Here is a 21201-nt window from a genome sequence, read left to right as displayed (position 1 = left end):
TATTATATCGATAATTGATGGATGAGCCGTATAGAAAAATCTCTTTCATATAGATTTTTACGATGTGGGATTTCTAGTTTCTTAGATTGAAATTTTAGTCCATTGTACATGACTATATCAATGTCTATAATTCTATCTATATAACCGCCTAAATCCCTAGAATCATTTGTCCTGCCCATTTCTCTTTCTATCTCCTTTATAGATTTTAATAACTGTATAGGAGATAACTCAGTCCTAATTAAGACTGCAATATTACAAAAATTATTAGAACTACGAAACTCAACAGGAGGATTATTTAAAATTTTTGTCTTTTTTTCTATAACGCAACCTATTGATTGTAACCGTGAAAGAGCGTTTTCTATATTTTTTATCTTGTCTCCTAAATTGGTTCCAAGTAACAAAGTAACCTTATTGAACGACATATTGTCAAATTTTATGATTATAAAGATATGAAAAATTTTCTAAAGTTAGTTTTTGCCAATTTGGTCGCCATGTTTATTCTCATCGGAACGATGGTAGGCTTTATGTTTTTGTTTATCATTATAGGTGCTTCGTCTGGTGATTCAAAACTAAAAGTAAAAGGCAATTCCGTATTAATCATGAATAATGAAACCACCATATTAGATAGTCCGTCTGAAGAAAAAATAGATTTTTTATCTTTCGGAAAAAAAGGGAACAGCTTGACTATTTATGAAGCATTAGAAGCAATAAAAAACGCTAAAACAGATGAAAATATCAAAGGAATAAGTATAGAGGCTGATTTTATTAATGCGAATCTTACTCATATAGATAATATTAGAACGGCTATTGAAGATTTTAAAAAATCAGGCAAATTTGTGTACGCTTATGGGAATAATGTATCTCAATCATCGTATTACCTTGGTTCGGTGGCAGATCGTTATTTCTTAAATCCAGTAGGAGGTATAGAGCTGAAAGGCTTAGCCAGTGAGGTAGTTTATATGAAAGAATTTGCAGAAAAGTATGGTATAGGTTTTTCCGTACTGAGATATGGTAAATATAAATCTGCCATTGAAAATCTCTTGAGAGATGATATTTCTGAAGAAAATAGAGAGCAGCTTACTGCATTGCTCAATGGGATTTGGGAGGAGGTTTCTCCTAAGATGATTGCTTCTAGAAAGATGAATCCAACGCATTTTAACAAAGTAGTAGACAGTTTAGATGCTTTCATAGCAGAGTCTGCATTGAAGAATAAATTGGTAGATGAATTGGCTCATAAGAGTGCTTTTCAAAATTTCATTAAAAATAAACTTAATGTTAAGGAAGGAGAAGAACTGAACACGATTTCCATTAACGCGTATGCTACCACTATCGAGAAAAAAGCAGATGAAAAAGAATCCGTTGCTGTGCTCTATGCATCGGGAGCAATCAATAGCGGAAAGGGTTCAAATGGAATACATTCAGAATCTATTATAAAGGAAATTAAAAGACTAGCAGATGATGAGGTGGTAAAAGCAGTGGTACTTAGGGTGAACTCCCCAGGAGGAAGTGCTAATGCTTCAGATGAAATTTTATATGAATTACACCAACTCAAGGCAAAGAAACCTCTTGTGATTTCTTTTGGAGATTATGCCGCTTCGGGGGGGTATTATATTGCTATGGCGGGAGATAGAATTTTCTCAGAACCGAATACACTTACTGGATCTATTGGAGTATTCGGAGTAGTTCCTAATGTAAAAGAATTGGCGAATAAAAATGGGTTTCATGCGTATGATGTACAGACTCACGCAAATTCCTCTTTCCATTCCATTATTAATGGGCTGAAACCTGGTGCTGAAGCGATGCTTACCAGAAGTGTAGAGATTACTTATAAGCAATTTGTGGCACATGTGATGAAAAATAGAAAAATGACTTATCAGCAGGTGGATAATATTGCACAGGGTAGAGTATGGACGGGTAAAATGGCACTCAAAAATGGATTGGTAGATGAATTGGGAACTTTAGAGGATGCTATAAAATTTGCCGCTCAGAAGGCGAATTTGAAGAAATACAATGTAGAAACCTATCCTTCTAAGACCAGTCCCTTTGAGCAGTTTTTACAAGATTTGGAGGAGGAACCTTTTACCGCTAAATTGCTAGAAAGAAAACTAGGTAAAGGAAATTATCAGGTATTACAAATGTTTCTGCAAGATAGAAAAAATGCTGAGATTATGATGGCTATGCCGTATCAGATTACTATTCAGTAAAAACATTTCATTCTCTATTATAATAAATAATCCCTCTCAAAATAAGTTTGAAAGGGATTATTTGTTTTAGGTTGTATCCAATGATTTCCAATATATATTGCATATGAACTTTTGTTAAACCTCTTAATTTGATTTAATTTATAACAAATCAGAGATGATTATTTATACTGAATATAAATTACTGTACTTGTGGAAACTGTGATTTAGATCACATATTTTTTTTTCGATAAGTCCTAAATTCGCAACAATTTTTTACAGCGATAAAGCTAAAAGTAAATAGAATTACGATTTTTGAGCTATGAAAAAGCTAACCATAACTTTGTCCCTTTTATGTGCAGGTTTAGCATCGGCACAAGAAATAAAAAAAGACAGCGTAGAAGCGTCTAAACAAATTCAAGAGGTTTTGATTAAGGCACAACGCAAAAAACAATATACAGACCATGCTGCCTATACCTTTGACCAAGAAGCCTTAGAGAGGGCAATGCACTCCAAAGATTTGCTGGAAACTCTGCCAGAGCTTCAGCTGGACCCGATGAGCAATACCATTAAGAGCATCAAAGGGGGAAAAACTTTATTTTTAGTCAATGGCATAGAAGCCACAGACAATCAAATTAAAAGTATCGCTCCTACCAATGTGGTAAGAGTTCTGTACTACGATATTCCACCAGCAAGATGGGCGAGCAGAGCAGATACGGTAGTCAATATCATTACCCGAAATCCAGAAATGGGATACTCCTACGGCATAAATTATCAATCTTCTCCCCAGACAGGATTCGTGAATGGCTCCGCTTATATAGGCTACACTCAGGGGAAACATGATTTCGGTTTAGAATACAGTGTCAATTATAGGGATTATGATAATAGAGTGGCTAAGGAAGGTTATGAGTATCAACTAAACCGTGTTGATTATGTATCAGATATTTCCAGAAAAGATAAGTTTGGCTATACCATGCAAGATATTACCGCAAGATATGCGAATGTAGCCTCGGACAATTATACTTTTCAGGCAAAATTCACCATCAATCCGTTTACCGCGTACAGTAGAGGGCGTATGGAAAACCTCTTTTCTCGTAATGGCTTAACTTCCACACACCAAGCGAAAGAAACTACGGGGAATAATTATACTAACCCTACGCTTGATCTTTACTTGTCTAAAAACTTAGGTAAAAGAGATGAATTGATTTTTAATTTCGTAGGTTCACACTATATAACACATTCTGATCAATTTAATAAAGAGTGGGATGTAGCAACTGGTGTGGATGTTTTTAATAATGACATGAAATTAAAAGCCAAGCAAACAGGCTTAGTGGGAGAGGTTTCTCATACACATCAGTTTGAAAAAGGGAAATTAAGCTCTGGCTATAGAATTTCCAATACGGCAATTTCTAATGATTTAACCAATCTTTTGGGACATACCCTATTTGATGTTAATTATTTAGAACAATACCTCTATACAGAATACTCTGGAAAATGGGATAAACTAAATTACCGAATAGGATTAGGGGTAACCAATGTGCATAATAAAGGTGCCGAGTCCACCCAAAATGATTGGGCTCCTACACCAAAATTGGTATTAAGCTATGGCTTAAAAGGCAATCAATCTCTTCGTTTTACATCCCAGTACACTTCTAATAGCCCTTGGGCAGCCGCACTGAGTCCCAATGTGGTTCAGGTTGCTCCTAACATTGTCAAAAGAGGAAACCCACAGCTGGAGGTTCAGCATGTTTTCAGAAATAATCTGGCATATACTATTGGGAATAAATATTTAGACCTAAATGCTTTGGTGTTTTATCATATGGTAAATAAATATTTTGCAGAACTCTATGTAAAAGATCCTGTAACCAGTGGATATGCGCTTCTCTACGAAAATGCAAAAGATTATAAGGAAATAGGCGTAAGAGTAAGCGGTACCATAAAACCTTTTGGTACTAAAATATTGGCACTTGGTTTTTATTTACAGCCCATCAGTACCAGATTGGTAGCGTCTGATGGAAGAGAGTTTAAAAATCAATATATTCGGAATAATTTTAATTTATCCTCTGCGTATAAGAACTGGAGATTTGCCTATTATTTTAATATTCCCGTATATGCACTAGACGGTTCATTTTTAAAAATGAGTGAAAATAGCAATCATTTTTCTGCAAGCTATCAATTAAAGAATTGGCAATTCACTTTCTCTTATTTATTTATGGGAGTTTCTGCACAATACAAAACGAAGAGTTTAGATGGTAGCCTTGTGAATTTCAGCAGTTCTTCTCAGATTTTTAATAACAAAAACATGCTCACATTCGGGCTTAGCTATGATTTTTCCTTTGGTAAAAAGTTGCAAATGCAAAAGAAACTCCAAAACCAAACCCAAGGGGCAGTGAGCTTTTAGATATGATTTATCCCTACAATATTGTAAAAGGCGCCAAACAATTGAAGTAGGTATAGATATGCTTTCTTTAAAGCAAATGTTAAGTGCTGATTTTTTGGGTGATAATTGAAAAAAAAGGGATTCAGAGGTGGTTATTTATACTGAATATAAATTACTGTTTTTGTGGAAATTGTGATTTAGATCACAGGTTGAGAACATCTTCTTTATTTACATTTGTGATATGATTTTACAGCGAAATTCTCTCAACTTTTAAATAAACATTATAAGTTAAGGGCGTGATATATGGTAACGATTTTTGTGAAGAGTTATATAAATTGATTTTTGAAGATAAGCACACATAAAGTATGGCAAGATTCGAATATGATCACTGGCCAAGAACTTGAAAAATTTAATGATGATTTGCGTGATTTTGATTTAAATGTTAATTTTAACTATTTTGATGGTGTTAGAAATTCGTGTTATGCAGATAAATAAAATCATGTTACAATCAATTATGATGGGAATATTTTTAAGTGTACTGCAAGAGATTTCACTTCAGAAAATAGTGAAGGGGTAATTGATGATGAAGGAGAGTTAATTTGGAATGATAAATTTTATGTTAGGAGGAATATTAAATTTTCAAATGCTCCCTGTTTAGAATGTAAGATTTTACCAATATGTAATGGGAGTTGTTCTCAGCATTATATTGAGAATATCGGAAAAGGATTCTGTATATATGATTTTGATGAGAGTAAAAAAATAAATCAAGTAAAGCAAATTTTTTTAGAAGAAATAAATAAGTTATGAGTAAAGCTATTAAAATAATGTATCGTTTGGGCGGTGTTTTTTTTCTATTAGTTTCTATGGCATTATTGATTCCAATAGTATGTTTATTTGTTTATTTTGGAAATGATTCTTTTTATTACAAGGTAATATCGGAAAATGATATTTTTTATAATATAAAAACATTTATAGTTGTTTTTAATGTATTAATAATTCCACTTTTATGGTTTGTTTATATAGGAATTTATTTATTATATAATCGTAAAATATTTACCCTAAAAAGGAGAATTATTTTGTTGATTATTTTTTTTATTACTATAATCATCAACTACTTATAGCTTTTCATTGAATCTAATAATTCAACATAATCAAATGGATTGTGGTCCAGCTTGCCTTGCGATGGTGGCTTCGCACTATGGTAATAAAATTGGTATTGTTTATTTAGTATATTTATTAGAAATATTTAAATTTTTAACTTAATGATAATCAATACAACAATCTATTTTTATTGATAACTACAGATGTTTAACAATACCGAAAAACCCATGATCAAGTTGAAGTATTGACAGATGCTAGTGCATTATCTGTATTGAAAGGAGGTAAATGTTAAGGATGCTCCTCTATAATACTATTGTAGAGAAAGGTATCAAGATAAAATTTGATTAAAAAGATAGCATTATGAAGAAAGCCATACTATTACTGTCATTATTAACTTGTTTTTATTGTTTCTCACAGGCTACAGATACTTTAAAGGTCAAAGAAACAAAGCTAGATGAAATCATTTTATCTACAAAGAAAAAAGTGCTAAAAGTAAATCATGATAAAACTACCATTGTTATAGATGATTCTCCTTTTTTTCAAGGAGCAAATTTTTATGAAGCTATTGCTATGGCACCTGAAGTTATGGTAAGTGATAGTGATATCCGTATTTTAGGAAAACAAAATACATTATATCTTCTTAATGGTAGAGAAGTTCGCTCTTCTTTTGTGAAAAACCTTAAAGCATTGCAAATAGAATCTATAGAAGTAATCAGTAATCCTTCTGCAAAATATCCTGCTGGATATGATTCTATAATAAATATTAAACTTAAAAAGTGGGCATTACAAGGCTGGGACACTACTATTTACACTACTTCTTTAATCAATAGGCTATTCAGTACTACGCCAGGTATGACTGTTAATTATAATAAAGACCGATTTTCCTTATTTACAGATGTTAATTTTGATATAGAAGAAGATGTATATACGGACAATAATTATCAAGAGTTTCAAAATTATACAGAAAATTCTCTTCAGAAAAGATTTTTTTCCTCCAGAAAAAACAATCTTAATACTGTATTCAATTATGAAATTTCCGAGGGACAAAATTTGGGTGTTCAGTTCATTGGGAACACGGGAAAGCAAGATGTTGAGATGTATAAATATTCCCAGTTGAACGGTTTTCATAGCAATGCAATCCGAAGTCATCGAACAGATTTTTGGAAAAATAATGAAGCTAGTGTAAGTGCATATTTTCAAATAGAAAAAGAAAAGTTAGGTTTTTCTTCTTATCTCACTCTTTCACAAGTAAAATTCAGAGATGATGCTTCTATAAAAGATGTAAATGAAAATGATATTAATATTTTTTATCAGAATGAACATCTTTATAATAAGGGTAACCTTTGGACTTTCAATACCGATGCTTATTTTAATGTTACAGAAAAAAGTAAACTAGATGTAGGATTAAGATATTCTTATTTTGATGGGAAATATGCTACCTATATTCAAGGGTTTATTAATCAACAGCAACTCAATAATTCATTTGATTTCAATGAAGAGAATGCATCTATTTTTGCTTATTATGCTTTTCCTATCAACCAATTAAACATAGCCACAGGGGTTAGAATGGAACATTTTAAACGAGATGTGTTGTATAACGGAAGAGCTTCTCTATCTGATGAAACATTATTTTTTCCTTCACTTTCGGTGAGTTATAAAACAGGGCAGCATCATTTCGCGTGGAAATTTACTTCTAGAATTCAGAGAAATAGTTTCAATGAAATTACACCATACCAATACAGCACGGCATTTAATAATGTATTTGAAGGAAATCCTAACTTAAAGAACCAAAGAAATTATAACGCTGAGCTGAGATATATCTATCAGTCAAAATATTATATCTTTCCCTATGCTGATTGGAGTAAAAATAAAACAGGACAATACAGTATTATCAAAGATGATAGGATTCATTATCGTTTTTCTAATTATGATGAAATAAAGATAGGAGTGTCCACGGGTTTTGTAAATCAGAAAATTACTAATAGTTTAACAGCATTTCATAAGATGAATTTCGGATATTTGCAGACTAGAGATATTTCTAATGTTCTTGATTTTAAGAATGATATATTCAGTTGGCAATCTTCTACTAATTTACTGTACAAAACAGATTTTGGAAATCTAAATTTATTTTTTAACTATACTTCACCCACTTATTTTGGTAATTATAAAGCGGTGGAAAATCCATACTTTAATCTGACTTATTCTAATAGTTTTATCCATAAAAAATTAACGCTCCGTCTTACATTTTCAGATGTTTTTAATACACGCTCGTCGAAAATTGAGAATCATGTTAATGAATGGAGAGGAATTTCCGTTCAAGATAGAAATTGGAGAGGTCTTACTGTATTTATTTCCTATAATTTCCAGAAGGGAAGAAGTAAAGAAGTGAATACTAATGTGGAAAATGATGAAATTAATAGATTTTGATAAAAAAAGTGATAGGTTTAAAGTTTCAAAATACATAGTAAAATCAGTAATTCCAAGTAATGGAAATAGTAGAGCAGGGGACACATCAGGAATTGGTGAATCACCAAGCAGATTATTATCATTTGGTGAAAAATCAATTAGAGTTAGGAGAGTAAAAGTAGGAGTACTGTTTGGGAAATTGTGAGAAATATTTTACCTTTGGGAAAAAAGATAGATGGGTAATTATTGTGCTTTATTGGATACTGTAAAATCTTATGGTTCTTTAAGCAAGGAAGAACAACAGTTGATTATCAATAATTTCAAGGTGATTTATCCCAATAAAAAAGAAATATTGATACGCAGTGGTGAGGATTGTGATACTTTGTTTTTTGTGAATAAAGGTTTGTTGAGGGTGTACTATATCAATGAAAAAGGAAATGAAGTGAGCAGAATGATTACTCGGGAGGGGAAGTTTTTGACCAATATTAGGAGTTTCGGGAAATTAGAAAAGAATCATGAAACGATACAAGCCCTCGAAGACTCGGAAGTGCTATGCATTAAAAGGGAGGATTTTTACAATATGATGGGTGTATCTAAACAGCTTAACTTTTTATATTCTAAAATATTAGAGGAATATACCGCTATGCTTATTTTGAGATTCGAGATGCTGAATACAGGCAGTATAGAGAGAAAACTTTTGCATTTGCAGGAAGATTTTCCATTTCTCATAGGTAGAGTGAGTGATACTCTTTTAGCTTCCTTTTTAGGTATTTCACGCGAAACTTTCGTTAGAAATAAACAGGTACTTTATTCATCTATTTAGTATAAATCATCATGGGGTGTGTATGAAAATCCGTATTTTTTTATATCGCCAGTATCCCAATATTGTTTAGCGGTTTTCTATTATTATTCTACATCAATTTCAGACATAGATTTATTTCGTAATTTTGCGTGAATAAAAAAAGAATATGAAAATTTGGAATATTTCTGTGTGGTTGGGGCTTTTTTGCTTGGTTGGGGGAATGTTTTCATGTAAGAAAAAGGACTATCCCTTGGCAAAAGTAACGCCTACCAATTTAGACAGCATTGCTGCCAATTATTACGAACAATATCTCAAACTCTATCCCATAGAAGCTACCAAACAAGGTGATAATAGATATAATGACCAGCTTCCTATCCATATTCACGAGGATTTTATTTCGGGAGAAGTGGCTTTTTATCAGACCATATTGGATCAACTCAAAAAAATCGACTACAATCAGCTCCCCGATGACAAAAAGGTGGTATATGATGTGTTAGATTTTACGCTCAATGATAAAATAGAGCGTTATGTTTATCATCCAGAGTATATTCCATTTACACAGTTTGAGGGGCTACCATTAGAGTTTCCCGTCCTTGGAAGTGGTAAAGGAAGTCAGCCTTTTAATTCCAAAAAAGATTATCAAGACTGGCTAAAAAGAATGGAAAAATTTCCAGAGTGGATGACTACCGCTATTCATAACTTTCGCATAGGCAAAGAGCGTAAACAAGTATTGCCTAGGGTATTGGTGCTAAAAATGATTGAGCAGATGACTGCCACGGAACTCATTAGTACAGACCCAAATAAGAATATTTTTTATGCTCCACTCTCACAGTTTCCTAAGTCTATTTCTATAAAAGAGCAGCAGCAGATAAAAGATGGCTATTCTTCGGTGATTCAGAACAAAATCATTCCCGCATATCTTCAGATGGGAGAGTTTCTTAAGAATGAATACCTCCCCGCTGCAAGAACTACTGATGGGTATAATGCACTTCCCAACGGGAATGATACCTATAAATACTGGGTAAAAAGCTGGACTACCACATCGCTTTCCATCGCTGAAATTAAGGAAATGGGCGAAAAGGAAGTGGCAATGCTAAGGTATGAAATGGAGAAAGTAAAAAAAGAATTGGGCTATGAAGGGACATTAGAGTCTTTTCTTCAGGCGGTAAAAAAAGACCCTAAAGCCATGCCTTATCAGTCTGCAGATGTACTGCTTTCAGATTTTCATCAGATACTGAAAAAAATAGAGCCCGAACTCAAAAAAATGTTTAATAAAACGCCGAAAACTAAATTTGAAATCAGACAAACGGAAAAATTTAGGGAAGCAACGGCAAGTGCAGAGTATATGCCAGGAACGCCAGATGGCAAGAGACCAGGGATTTTTTACCTGCCTATTCCTAATCCTACGGAATTTAATATCGCCAGTGGTATGGAGTCATTATTCCTCCATGAGGCCATTCCAGGGCATCATTATCAGGTGGCACTTCAGCAGGAAAATGAAAATATTCCTAAATTCATGCGTTTCGGTTGGTTCGGAGCCTATGGTGAGGGCTGGGCACATTATACTGAAACTTTAGGTTTTGAGCTAGGGCTTTATAAAGACCCTTATCAAAGATTGGGCTATCTGAGTGACCAAATGCTGAGAGCGGTAAGATTGGTCATTGATACTGGACTTCATACGGGAACCATGACTCGTGAACAGGCCATAGCCTACTTTATGAGTAATGTAGCCTATGATGACCAAGCGGCAGTAGCAGAAGTAGAAAGATATATGGCCATGCCTGGGCAAGCACTGAGCTATAAAGTGGGAGCATTAAAAATAAGTGATTTAAGAAAAAAATATTCTAAGGAACTCGGGGCTAAATTTAGTTTAGCTGCATTTCATGATGCGGTACTAGACCAAGGGTGTCTCCCTATCTCTGTATTAGAAAGAAAAATTCAAATGTGGGCTAAAAATCAAAAATAAAAACGATGTACAAAAGTATTATAAGACCATTATTATTCAAATTTGACCCAGAAAAAGTGCATTATTTTACCTTTGATATGCTCAAAAACTGGGGATGGCTTACCAAATTGTTTTTACCGAAACCGATTGTAGATAAACGATTAGAAAGAGAAGTCTTCGGACTGAAATTTAAAAATCCTGTGGGATTGGCAGCAGGGTTTGATAAAAATGCTGTACTTTATAATGAATTGGCAGATTTAGGCTTTGGCTTTGTAGAAATAGGAACGGTAACACCTAAGCCACAGCCCGGAAATCCTAAAAAAAGATTATTTAGACTGCCTTTGGATAAAGGAATTATCAATAGGATGGGCTTTAATAATGATGGCGTAGCAGCGGCAGTTGCCCAGCTGAAAAAAAATAAAGGAAAAATCATCATTGGTGGAAATATAGGGAAGAACACTTCTACAGCACCTGAAAATTATACTGCCGATTTTGTAGAATGTTTTGAACAATTGCACCCTTTTGTGGATTATTTCGTGCTGAATGTCAGTTGTCCCAATGTGGGAAGCCATGCTAAACTAGAAGATGTAGATTATCTCCGTGAACTGATAGGCGAAATACAAAAAAGAAATGCTACTCAACCTCAGCAAAAACCTATTTTGCTGAAAATAGCCCCAGACCTTAATCCTATTCAGCTGGATGAAATAGTGGAGCTGGTATTGGAGACCCAAATAGATGGAGTGATAGCTTCTAACACTTCTGTCTCTAGAGACGGACTGAAAACCAGTGCAGAGGAAATCAATGCTATAGGTAATGGAGGGCTCAGTGGCCAACCGATTAAAGACAAGAGTACAGCGGTTATTAGACATCTGGCGAAGAAATCGAATGGTGCCTTTCCGATTATTGGGGTGGGGGGAATTCATTCTGCAGAAGATGCTCTAGAAAAGCTCAATGCAGGTGCTTCTTTGGTACAAATCTATACAGGCTTTATTTACGAAGGTCCTCAGCTCATTAAGGAAATTAATGAAGCCATCTTAAAGCAAAATCATTAATTACTCATTTTTTTTCCTCCTCCTCCATATATTTTTAATTAATTTATTGATTATTTATGTCCCAAATTACACCGATACAGACTTTTAAGATTGCAGAATTTAGGAATTTGATGTCTGGGAGGTTTCTTTTGGTCTTGGCATTTAGGATGCTGGGAACACTCTTGGGCTGGTGGGTATATGCACTTACCAAAGACCCTTTTTCCATTGGGCTCATTGGGCTTTCGGAGGTGATACCAGCAGTGTCATCGGCACTTTATGCTGGGCATGTCATCGATAATTCAGAGAAGAAAAAGCTCCTTTTGCTCTGTAATTATGCGTACATTGTATTGGTAGGGATATTGGCATTCATTGCTTTACAGCAGGGAACATTGCTCAGTTTTACTAGTTATCAGATGACTTATTGTATCTATGCCACTGTGTTTTTTACGGGAATATGTAGGGCTTTTTTGGGGCCTATTGTCCCCTCTATGATTCCGAAAATTGTGGGTAAAGCCCAGCTCCCCGCAGCAGTAACAGTAAACCAGGCTACTTTCCTCACGGCATCCGTGGGTGGACATGCTTTGGGGGGATTTTTTATTCATTGGTTTGGGATTGCCTCTACGCTACTTATTATTGCTGGAACGATGATTTTAGCATCATTCTTCTTCTTTCAGATTCATAAACATCCTTCTGCCAATACGGGAGTTCCGCTAAAAATTAAGGAGAGTATGCGTGAAGGGCTAGCGTATATTTTTAAGACAAAGGAAATTTTAGGAGCTCTTCTTTTAGATATGTTTGCAGTGCTTTTTGGGGGTGCCGTAGCCATGATTCCTGTATTTGCCAGTGATATTCTAAAGGTAGGTTCTCAAGGTTTTGGGCTTCTTAATGCAGCTTCAGATATAGGCTCTATGTGTGTGATTATCACGCTTAGTTTTATTCCTTTGAGGAAAAACCAAGGCAAGATACTTTTGGCAGCAGTGGCAGGATTTGGGCTTTGTATCATTGGGTTCGGACTTTCTAAGTGGTATTGGCTTTCTTTCCTTTTCCTCATGTTCAGTGGAATGCTAGATGGTATTTCTGTGGTCATTCGTGGTACTATTGTTCAGCTAAAAACACCAGAGCATATCCGTGGTAGGGTGCTGAGTGTTAATTCTATTTTCATTATGTCTAGCAATGAATTAGGACAGTTTGAGAGTGGGCTTGCTGCTAAGTTGCTCGGGCCTGTTCGTTCCATCGTTTTTGGTGGAACCATGACACTACTCATTGTAGCCCTTGTAGGCACTCGGTTCCCAAAACTTAGAAAAATGGAGTATTAGAACTTTAGTAAAGTACAATAAGGGGTTACCAGAGATAGAGCGGAAGGTATTTCAGCTTTCAGGCATCTGTGAAAAGGGGAAATTGTTTTGCGAGGAAGCATTTCCATTTATCTCATATTCCACTTTTTTAATATATGCCAAAACCCCAAAATGGTAATCAGGCTTATCACAATATTTACTCCCCAAAGTGTAGAGAAATTGTATTTTTCGATAATCCAAGTTCCTATGATAGGGGAGAAAATCAATGCACTAGAATAAGAAATTCCATTGATTCCCATATATTTGCCTCTGTTTTCCATATTGGAACGATGAACGGCAACTGTAGAGCTGAAAGGCATGATGAGTATTTCGGATAATGATAAGAAAAATAATGAAAGATATAAAAAAGATAATTCACTGGAAAAAAGTAGGGTAGTATAGGCTAGACCGCAAAAAATCATTCCGATAATGAGATTGGTAGCTATGGTAAATTTTTTCTCCGCGATGTGTATAATAAACATTTCCAATGAAAATACCATCAGCCCGTTAAATGCCATGAGTAATCCGATTTGGTTTTCTTTTAATAGGGCTACATTTTTATAAAATAAAGGTAGTGTGTTCAGCAGTTGAAAAAAACAAAAAGCAAATAAAGCTACAAAAAAACTGTACAGTAAGAAATCATAATCTTTAAATCTTGTGTCTATGGTCTTTATTTTTTCGGTTTTGTGTTTTGCTAAAGCATTTGTGCTTTTGTTTCTAAAGTACCACCAAAATAAAACACCGGCAGTTAATGACATGAATGCATTGGCAAAAAAGAGCAACTGAAAAGAGTAAATGGCCAAAAAACCTCCTATTGCTGGACCTACTGAAAAGCCTAAGTTTAATGCCATTCTATTCAGTGAGAAAGCTTTTGTAAGGTTTTCGGGTTTTGCATATTTTGCAACGGATACACTATTGGCAGGTCTGAAAAGTTCCTTGGTGCAGCTGGTGAGCAAAACGCCAAGGCATAGTAATTCGAAATTTTTTAAAAATGCCAATGATATATACAAAGGTACTACACACAATAAGCTCATTAATTGTACTTTGTAAGAGCCTAATTGGTCTGTCAGTTTACCACCATACAGGCTCCCAATAATAGAACCTAAGCCAAAAAGTCCTAACACAATTCCTTTTTTTACATCACTAAATACTAGCTCTTCTTCCATGTAAATAGCCATAAAAGGCAATATCATTGCCCCACTTTGGTTGATAAACATTACAAAGGCGAGCATCCAAGTGTTGGCTGAAAGTCCTTTGTAAGAAGAAAGATAATTGTTCCAGAGGTTTCGCATGAATTGGTTTAAAAAAAATGAAAGACAAAATTACTAAACAGCTTTCGGATATTTCTGTAAAGTAGGAAAAATTTAAACCTCGTAATATTTAGGCAAAATCAAAAAAATCAAAAACGCGTTTTCCTTTTTCAAAGTCTTTAAAAACGGTTGCTTATTATTTTCTGTAAAAGTAAAGAAGCTGCCTTTTGGGGACAGCCTCATGGAGTATTTTTATACGATGATTTTACAGCATTTTAAGATTGTTCACTTCTAAATCTGTAAGGATTCTCCAGTGTCCTCTCTTAATGTTTTTCTTGGTAAGTCCTGCGAACATTACCCTGTCTAAGGCTTCTACTTCGTAGCCTAATCTTTGGAAAATTCTACGGATGATTCTATTCCACCCGATATGAATTTCTATTCCCACTTCATTTTTAGGTTTTCCTTCGATGAAGGAAATTTGATCTACCTGTGCTACTCCTTCCTCTAATCGTATTCCTTCTGCAATGGCTTTCATATCTTCCACAGAAAGTTTTCTATCTAAAACTACATGATAGATTTTCTTTACTTGGAAAGATGGATGGGTAAGTTTTTTAGTCAAATGCCCATCATTGGTCAAAAGAATAACTCCTGTGGTGCTTCTGTCCAGTCTTCCTACAGGGAAAAGGCGATAAGGAGAAGCATTGGCAGTGAGATCTACCACGGTTTTTCTGGCTTTTTCATCATTAGTGGTAGAAATGTAGCCTTTGGGTTTATTCAGGAGTACATATACAGGTTTTTCAGGAGTGAGATTCTGTCCATCAAAAGAAACTTTGTCCGTTTTCTGTACCTGATAGCCCATTTCCATTACCACTTTACCATTTACGGTAACTAGCCCTTGTTTGATTAAATCATCGGCTTGTCTTCGGCTACAGATGCCAGAATTTGCAATGTATTTATTCAGACGGATGGTCTCTTTCTGTATATCTTTTTCTATTTTTTGGAGTCTTCTTTTCTGAACAAAGTTTTTAGTTCTTTCTTCTTTTTCCTCCTTTTCATCCCACTTTTTAAAAGCTCCTTTTTTGAATTTTAGGTTGCCTCTTTCGTATTTATCTCTTGAATCAAAGTTTCTTCCTCCTCTGTTTCTTCCCCCTTCTCTGTTGGTATTTCTGTCCGAAGTCCCTCTTGGTCTTCTAGATTTTCTATCTTCACCTCTGCTCATTGTACAATTTTGTGCAAAGATACGGCTTTTTTATTTGGACTAGAAAGTAAATGAAAACAGTGGGGTAATGTTTCTATTTCTTGTTATTCATCCATGCTTATGATGCTTCCATCTGCCGTTTTTATCACTTGTAGGGTAGCGGGGATTTGCTCTTTCAGTTCATTGACATGGGAGATGATGCCCACTATTCTGTTTTCCTTTCTCAGATTGCTTAGCGTTTCAAAGACGATGTGTACGGATTCACTGTCTAGGGTGCCGAAGCCTTCATCGATGAAAAAGAAATTTTGTTTCGTTTTGGAATGGGCTTGTACCGTTTCTGCTAATGCCAATGCGAGGCAGAGTGCTACCTGAAAGTATTGCCCTCCGGAAAGGGTTTTTACATTTCGTACGCGTCCTTCGTTCAGGTAATCAATGATTTCAAAGTTATTTTTCTCACTAAACTGAATGGCGAGCTGGTTTTTAGTCATTTTTTGGAAACGGATATTAGCATTTTCACAGAGCTGTTTTAGGAATATAAAAGAGGCGTATTCCACGAAGGCTCCTCCTTTAAATAGCCCTTTGAGCGTATGAAGATTTTCTAATCTTCGGTGGATTTTTTCTGATTTTTTTTCTAATTCTAGTTTCGTTTTCCAGTTTTTTTCTAGTCGTTCTAGTTCTGTTTCTATTTTGGTGGTTTGTGTTTTATGAAGGTCTAAATCATGGGTAAGTTGTAGTATTTCAGTTTCTTTTTGTTCGAAATCTCGTGCATTGAAAACGGTGTCTGAATGTTTTTTATCTAATTCCGCAATAAAGTTCATCAGCGTTTTCAGCTGAAGTTCAAAGTCATTGATTTCTTGCTCTTCTTTCTCTATGTTAAGGCGGAGTGCCAAGCCCTCCCTTACTTCCTGAATTGTGTTGATATTATGAGTGGATAGCTGTTGATGAATATTTTCCTGGTTTTTATTGAATTCTAATTGGAGATGATTTATTTCCTCTGAAAGATGTTTTTCTGTGGTTTTCTCCGATGCTAAAATAGGAATGATTTCGTTTTGTTTTTGGGTGAGCAACTGGTGTTCGTTCGCTATTTTTTCAATCCATAATGCTTGATTTTCTAGTTGAGAATGAATTTGTTCAGCGGTAGCGTTTTTAAAATCATAGAAACTTAATTGTTTCATCAGCGATTGGCTGTGTTGGATTTTTGCCGAGGTGTTAATTTTTTCAGCATGAATGTTTTCTATTTTTTTCTGGGCTTTTTGTATCAGCGTTTCGTGTTTAGAAAGTTCTGATTTTTTTGTGTGGAGCAGCTGTTCTTTTTCATGAATTTTTTTTTCCGCCTGAATAGAGAGATTTCTTTTTTGCTCAAATGCTGGTTCGTTTTCTGGATGAAAATCTTCCCAATGGAAATTATTTTTCAGCGTGTTAATTTCATTTTGAATTTGTTCCAGAGTTTTTTTGTCAGTTATTACTTGCTCTGAAAGAAGATTTTTTTGGGATAAAAATGTTTTCTCTTGGGAAATTATTTTTTGGAGTTCTACCTCTTGCTCGTGTATGTTTTCTAGTAGCTTTTCTACTTCCAAAATTTGGCTAGAGACATCTTCGGTAGTATGAATGGACGGGTGTTCCAAGGCACCACAGAGTGGGCATGGCTCTCCATAATGTAGATTTTCAGAGTATTGGGAAAGTTTTTTCTGAACTTCAAGATGGTTTTTTATTTTTTCCTGTTCTTTTTTCTGTTGCAGAAGTCCAGTAAGTTGGGCATCAAAATGTTTTTCCAAATCTTCCGTATTGGAATTCGGGAATTTCATTTTTTCATAGATGATATTGATTTCCCCTTGTTTCTCATGGATAGCGTTTTGTTTTTCTTTAAGATGTTGTGTCTTATTTTTTAGAGATTGGAACCACTGTCCTACTTCTGTAATGGTTTGAGTATCTATTTTTTGTAATTTCAGGTTTTGGATTTCCTTTTCTATTTTTAGCAGGTCTTCATCTAATGTTTTTTTAAGTTCATTTTGTTGGTCAATGTATTGTTGCCCTTTCAGTAAACTCTCTTCTAATGTTTTTATATCCGATTGAAAAGTAATGATTTCGGAAATTCTTTTTAAATCTTCTAGTTCTTCTTTTTTCTCGGCAAGGAGGTCAAAAGAGTGCTGAATTTTTTTTAATTTTTCATGTATTTCATCTCTGTTTTTCTCTGTTTCCTTAATGGATTTTCGGGTATTTTTTAGATTTTCCTCTTTGTCTTTCAGGGATTTTGATAGTTTTTCTTCTTCCTCTAGCAGTGGTTTGAAATCATTGTGCCATTTTTTGTATTGGTTGAGTTGTATTCTTCGGAAATTGATATTTTCTTCTTTGGTTTTCAGGGTTTTGAGCTGTTCTTTTTTTGCATTCAGTACATCGAAATCCGCTTTTACCAGTTGTAATTTTTGGAAAATAGAGTTTAATGTATTGTATTGATTTTGAATGTTATTGAGTTTTTCTTTTTGATTTTTGAGGGCATCTTTTTGATGAGTAATCTTTTCTTGAGAAACTTCTTGGTAGCCCTCTAGCTTTCCCTTTAGGATATCTGCTTCTTCTTGTGTTTTTTGGTGTATTTTTTTTACATTTTCTTGTAAATCAAAACGGTGGAGGTGAAATATTTCCTTCATCATTTCCGTTCTATCCTTGTTTCCTAGCTCTATGAAATCTCTAAATTTTCCTTGGGGAATGATAATGGTTCGCTTGAAATTTTGGTAGGAAATTCCGATGATTTTTTCGGCATTGGTATGATGGAGCGGAATCCATATGCCTTCTTTTTGCTCATAAAAAGTAGTGTTCCCTCTCGTAATTTCTTCAAACTTTTTACTATTTCTTTTGTATTCTCTTTGGATTTTGAAAGATTTATTTTCGTGATTGATGAATTCAAACTCAATGAAAGATTTTTTGGATTTTAGATTCATCATATTGTAGCTTCTTTCATCGCGAGAATTGAGCCTTTCCGTTTCTCCATAGAGTGCAAAAGTGATGGCTTCTAGTATGGAAGATTTTCCAGAACCCACAGCCCCGAAAATTCCGAAGAGCCCAGCACTGGTCAGCTGGGTGAAATCTATGGTTTGTCTTTTTTGGTAAGAGTAAAGTCCTTCTATAGTGAGTGATATGGGAATCATTGATTTTAGTTTGAAGTTAGATAGGGTTTGATTATTAAAAATAATTAAGAGCCACAATTATGGAAAAAGAGCGTAAAATAGAGATGCCTTTTTTATGATTCATCGGCATGAATGATTTCCTTGAGCAGTGCCATGATTTCCTCATTGGGAGCTTGGTTTCCTTTTTTCATTTTAAAGAAATCTACAAAGAGTTCCTCAGGAGCTTTTGAGAGTTCAATTTCTTTATACCCCGTTGTTTCAGCGGGTCTATTTTTTATTTTTGGTATGAGGTGTACGATGCCATTATGTATCTCGAAAATTCGTTTTCTATCTTCCGAACTGAGGAAGGTTTCGCTTTCTATGGTAAGTTCTACCAATTTATTTTTATTCATGGATAGCCAGTGAATGGCTTGGTCTATATCATTGAAAGATTTTCTTGCCAATGGTTTACCTTTTGTAAGTTCAATTTTTTGAAAATCCACGGGCTGATGAGGTTTCGCATCTACGATGGTTACGCATTTCTTTTGTCCTGCTTCGCTAAAACTGTAGGCAAGAATGGAGGAAGAATAGACAATAGGCTGCTCTGCGGTACCCATATTATGAAAACCATGGAGATGCCCCAGTGCGGTGTATTGAATCTGTGGGGGGATACAATCCGTGTAAATCATCTCGGCATTACCTATTTTTAAAGGTTTTTCACCATCAGGTTCCTCTATTATTTCCGAGTTTCTTCGGTTCATATAGAGGTGCGTCAGTAGTAGATTTACGCCTTTTTCATCGCAATAAGTATGGGCTAAATGGGTCCATTTTTGTTTTAAAGTATGATTGAGAAGAGCATCTTTTTCTTCCCCGAAATAGGTTTTTAGCCGAACTTCATTGGCGTACGCTGTATGGAGAATTCTTACGGGATAATCGTATGGGTTAAGTTGAATTTCTATGAAGCCTTCATCTGTTTTGGAGATATGAAAATTTTCCAGTTTCAGCGGAGGAATTAAGGCATTAGGATGGCCTATCAAAATAATACCACACTCATAGGCAAGTGGATAGGGTGCATCTATTCTATCAGGGGCATCATGATTCCCCGCGATGGCAATTACGGGGCGTTTTCCATTGTTAGTGAGTTGTTTTAAAGTTTTGTAAAACAATTCTGTAGCCTCAATGGAAGGGTTGAAACTATCAAATAAATCTCCCGCGATGAGTACCAAATCTACTGCATTTTCATCTGCAATTTTTACTATTTCTCCAAGCACTTCCACTTGCTCCTCTAACCGAGAAAAGCGGTCTAATCTTTTTCCTAAGTGCCAATCTGCTGTATGAAGAATTTTCATAAATACTATGCTAAAATCCAAAATTAAGGAAAAGAAATGAATCATAATATGGATAATGTGGACAATAATTTTCGGATGACTCCTTTTATCGCTTGGTAAAACCTTATCTTTGCAGTAAATAGTTTTTTGATGCATCTTTTAGAAAAAATAAAAACCACTCCAGAGGAGGTTTCGTTTACAGAAGTAATAGATTATATTGATGAGCATTACCATTTTACCCCTACGCCTTTTAAGAATGGGGCGTGCCTGAATGAGGAAAACCAAAACAATGGTTCGTGTAAGATTTTTTCTTTTGCTCAGCTCAATAAGTTATCAGAAGAGCAAACACTTCATCTTTTTGGGGATTATTACCGAAAAGATGTACTCGGGAGTCTAGACGGTACAGACCATCAAAATATTAGAAATTTCATGAAATTCGGTTGGGATGGAATAGCGTTTTCTGGGAAGGCACTGAAAAGTAAATAGATTTTAATAATATCGTACTTTTGCATAGGCGGTAATCTAAAAAAGAACTCATCTCGACTTTCTCTTTTGTTTAAATTTTCTGAGTCCTAAGACGATAAAGGCAAGGTAATTAAAACCTATCCAACTACTTACGGTAGTATCAAAACGATTTAAAACCGAACGAAAACTATCCATCCAAGCGTTGCTTCTTTCAATGGCGTAACGCTCTTTATAGAGTTTTTTATCGAAATAATGTTCCGTTTCAGAGGGTGATTTTTGGTTTCTTTTGTTTTCACAAATATTGGCTATGATACCTTCTGAGGCGGTTATTTTCCGAAGATTTTCACTGTCAAAACCTGCATCAAAATTCACAAATAAACCTTCTGTGGAGATTTCAGCTTTTTTCAAAACGGATGTAATTCCTTGAAAATGAGTCTCTATATTATACAAGTCGTGATGCTCGCCAGATATAGGCTGAGACATTGCTAACATCAAACCTTGCCTGTCGGACAAGAACAAACTATTCGTTGTTTTTGCTTTTTTACGAGCTTGATATCCTACTTGTTCCCCTCCTTTTTTTGCGGGTGTTTGGCTACCGTCAAAATCGCAACTTGAACAATCTATTTTCGATTTGTTTTTCTTCAAAATTTCTACCCAACAAGTCTGCCAAGCACCTTCTT

17 protein-coding genes are annotated in these 21201 nt (G+C 34.9%); 11 read left to right on the top strand and 6 right to left on the bottom strand.

Features of this window, described 5'->3' with window-relative positions; translation table 11 throughout:
• Positions 1-2 precede the first annotated feature (2 nt).
• On the bottom strand, positions 3-422 hold the full coding sequence (gene folK, locus HMPREF9699_RS09500; RefSeq protein WP_002664382.1) for a 2-amino-4-hydroxy-6-hydroxymethyldihydropteridine diphosphokinase: 420 nt from the start codon (positions 420-422) through the stop codon (positions 3-5).
• A gap of 27 nt (positions 423-449) precedes the next feature.
• On the opposite strand from folK, the gene sppA reads away from it, so the two are divergent.
• The 10 genes from sppA to HMPREF9699_RS09455 all read left to right on the top strand — a co-directional run bounded on the left by sppA (position 450) and on the right by HMPREF9699_RS09455 (position 13161).
• On the top strand, positions 450-2204 hold the full coding sequence (gene sppA / locus HMPREF9699_RS09495) for a signal peptide peptidase SppA (protein WP_002664381.1): 1755 nt from the start codon (positions 450-452) through the stop codon (positions 2202-2204).
• A gap of 298 nt (positions 2205-2502) precedes the next feature.
• Positions 2503-4581, top strand: a complete 2079-nt coding sequence (locus HMPREF9699_RS09490; RefSeq protein ID WP_002664379.1) for a TonB-dependent receptor plug domain-containing protein — start codon at positions 2503-2505, stop codon at positions 4579-4581.
• Between the two features lie 486 nt (positions 4582-5067).
• The gene (locus HMPREF9699_RS11600) at positions 5068-5367 is read left to right on the top strand and encodes an SPASM domain-containing protein (RefSeq protein WP_081580599.1); all 300 of its coding nucleotides are present in this window, start codon (positions 5068-5070) and stop codon (positions 5365-5367) included.
• A gap of 321 nt (positions 5368-5688) precedes the next feature.
• Complete coding sequence (locus HMPREF9699_RS11595) at positions 5689-5823, top strand: cysteine peptidase family C39 domain-containing protein (RefSeq protein ID WP_407641240.1); 135 nt, start codon at positions 5689-5691, stop codon at positions 5821-5823.
• Positions 5824-6021: 198 nt separating this feature from the next.
• Entirely contained in the window at positions 6022-8088 is a 2067-nt protein-coding gene (locus tag HMPREF9699_RS09480; RefSeq protein ID WP_002664375.1) for an outer membrane beta-barrel protein, read from the top strand.
• Positions 8066-8272, top strand: coding sequence for a hypothetical protein (locus HMPREF9699_RS11385; RefSeq protein WP_155799887.1), 207 nt, complete (start codon positions 8066-8068; stop codon positions 8270-8272). Before HMPREF9699_RS09480 ends, HMPREF9699_RS11385 begins: the two co-directional genes overlap by 23 nt.
• A 30-nt stretch (positions 8273-8302) precedes the next feature.
• Positions 8303-8890, top strand: a complete 588-nt coding sequence (locus tag HMPREF9699_RS09470; protein ID WP_002664373.1) for a Crp/Fnr family transcriptional regulator — start codon at positions 8303-8305, stop codon at positions 8888-8890.
• 145 nt (positions 8891-9035) lie between these two features.
• The gene (locus tag HMPREF9699_RS09465; RefSeq protein WP_002664372.1) at positions 9036-10835 is read left to right on the top strand and encodes a DUF885 domain-containing protein; all 1800 of its coding nucleotides are present in this window, start codon (positions 9036-9038) and stop codon (positions 10833-10835) included.
• A 5-nt stretch (positions 10836-10840) separates the two neighbouring features.
• Positions 10841-11866 carry a quinone-dependent dihydroorotate dehydrogenase gene (locus HMPREF9699_RS09460; protein ID WP_002664371.1) on the top strand — a complete coding sequence of 342 codons (1026 nt, stop codon included), beginning with the start codon at positions 10841-10843 and terminating at the stop codon, positions 11864-11866.
• Between the two features lie 56 nt (positions 11867-11922).
• Positions 11923-13161: an MFS transporter gene (locus HMPREF9699_RS09455; RefSeq protein ID WP_002664370.1), complete on the top strand. Its 1239-nt coding sequence runs from the start codon at positions 11923-11925 to the stop codon at positions 13159-13161.
• Between the two features lie 107 nt (positions 13162-13268).
• Here HMPREF9699_RS09455 and HMPREF9699_RS09450 read toward each other — a convergent pair whose 3' ends face one another.
• The 4 genes from HMPREF9699_RS09450 to HMPREF9699_RS09435 form a co-directional block, all read right to left on the bottom strand.
• Positions 13269-14471, bottom strand: a complete 1203-nt coding sequence (locus HMPREF9699_RS09450; RefSeq protein ID WP_002664369.1) for an MDR family MFS transporter — start codon at positions 14469-14471, stop codon at positions 13269-13271.
• 223 nt (positions 14472-14694) lie between these two features.
• Positions 14695-15648 carry a pseudouridine synthase gene (locus tag HMPREF9699_RS09445; RefSeq protein WP_002664368.1) on the bottom strand — a complete coding sequence of 318 codons (954 nt, stop codon included), beginning with the start codon at positions 15646-15648 and terminating at the stop codon, positions 14695-14697.
• Between the two features lie 83 nt (positions 15649-15731).
• On the bottom strand, positions 15732-18770 hold the full coding sequence (locus tag HMPREF9699_RS09440) for an AAA family ATPase (RefSeq protein WP_002664367.1): 3039 nt from the start codon (positions 18768-18770) through the stop codon (positions 15732-15734).
• Between the two features lie 92 nt (positions 18771-18862).
• On the bottom strand, positions 18863-20077 hold the full coding sequence (locus HMPREF9699_RS09435; protein WP_002664366.1) for a metallophosphoesterase family protein: 1215 nt from the start codon (positions 20075-20077) through the stop codon (positions 18863-18865).
• A 129-nt stretch (positions 20078-20206) separates the two neighbouring features.
• On the opposite strand from HMPREF9699_RS09435, the gene HMPREF9699_RS09430 reads away from it, so the two are divergent.
• Positions 20207-20542 (top strand): HopJ type III effector protein, encoded by a 336-nt coding sequence (locus HMPREF9699_RS09430; RefSeq protein ID WP_002664365.1) that lies wholly within the window; start codon positions 20207-20209, stop codon positions 20540-20542.
• A 48-nt stretch (positions 20543-20590) separates the two neighbouring features.
• Here the strand turns inward: HMPREF9699_RS09430 and HMPREF9699_RS09425 are convergent.
• On the bottom strand, positions 20591-21201 hold a 611-nt coding region (locus HMPREF9699_RS09425), incomplete at its 5' end, for a transposase family protein (RefSeq protein WP_002664364.1).

The sequence above is a fragment of the Bergeyella zoohelcum ATCC 43767 genome (genome assembly GCF_000301075.1).
In the GTDB taxonomy this organism is placed as follows: Bacteria; Bacteroidota; Bacteroidia; order Flavobacteriales; family Weeksellaceae; genus Bergeyella; species Bergeyella zoohelcum.
This window is presented reverse-complemented; position numbering and strand designations above follow the sequence as displayed.

Bases quoted from the DNA above. Each gene is read 5' to 3' on its own strand.
- folK (WP_002664382.1), bottom strand. From the start codon at position 422: ATGTCGTTCAATAAGGTTACTTTGTTACTTGGAACCAATTTAGGAGAC.
- sppA (WP_002664381.1), top strand. From the start codon at position 450: ATGAAAAATTTTCTAAAGTTAGTTTTTGCCAATTTGGTCGCCATGTTT.
- HMPREF9699_RS09490 (WP_002664379.1), top strand. From the start codon at position 2,503: ATGAAAAAGCTAACCATAACTTTGTCCCTTTTATGTGCAGGTTTAGCA.
- HMPREF9699_RS09480 (WP_002664375.1), top strand. From the start codon at position 6,022: ATGAAGAAAGCCATACTATTACTGTCATTATTAACTTGTTTTTATTGT.
- HMPREF9699_RS11385 (WP_155799887.1), top strand. From the start codon at position 8,066: ATGATGAAATTAATAGATTTTGATAAAAAAAGTGATAGGTTTAAAGTT.
- HMPREF9699_RS09470 (WP_002664373.1), top strand. From the start codon at position 8,303: ATGGGTAATTATTGTGCTTTATTGGATACTGTAAAATCTTATGGTTCT.
- HMPREF9699_RS09465 (WP_002664372.1), top strand. From the start codon at position 9,036: ATGAAAATTTGGAATATTTCTGTGTGGTTGGGGCTTTTTTGCTTGGTT.
- HMPREF9699_RS09460 (WP_002664371.1), top strand. From the start codon at position 10,841: ATGTACAAAAGTATTATAAGACCATTATTATTCAAATTTGACCCAGAA.
- HMPREF9699_RS09455 (WP_002664370.1), top strand. From the start codon at position 11,923: ATGTCCCAAATTACACCGATACAGACTTTTAAGATTGCAGAATTTAGG.
- HMPREF9699_RS09450 (WP_002664369.1), bottom strand. From the start codon at position 14,471: ATGCGAAACCTCTGGAACAATTATCTTTCTTCTTACAAAGGACTTTCA.
- HMPREF9699_RS09445 (WP_002664368.1), bottom strand. From the start codon at position 15,648: ATGAGCAGAGGTGAAGATAGAAAATCTAGAAGACCAAGAGGGACTTCG.
- HMPREF9699_RS09440 (WP_002664367.1), bottom strand. From the start codon at position 18,770: ATGATTCCCATATCACTCACTATAGAAGGACTTTACTCTTACCAAAAA.
- HMPREF9699_RS09435 (WP_002664366.1), bottom strand. From the start codon at position 20,077: ATGAAAATTCTTCATACAGCAGATTGGCACTTAGGAAAAAGATTAGAC.
- HMPREF9699_RS09430 (WP_002664365.1), top strand. From the start codon at position 20,207: ATGCATCTTTTAGAAAAAATAAAAACCACTCCAGAGGAGGTTTCGTTT.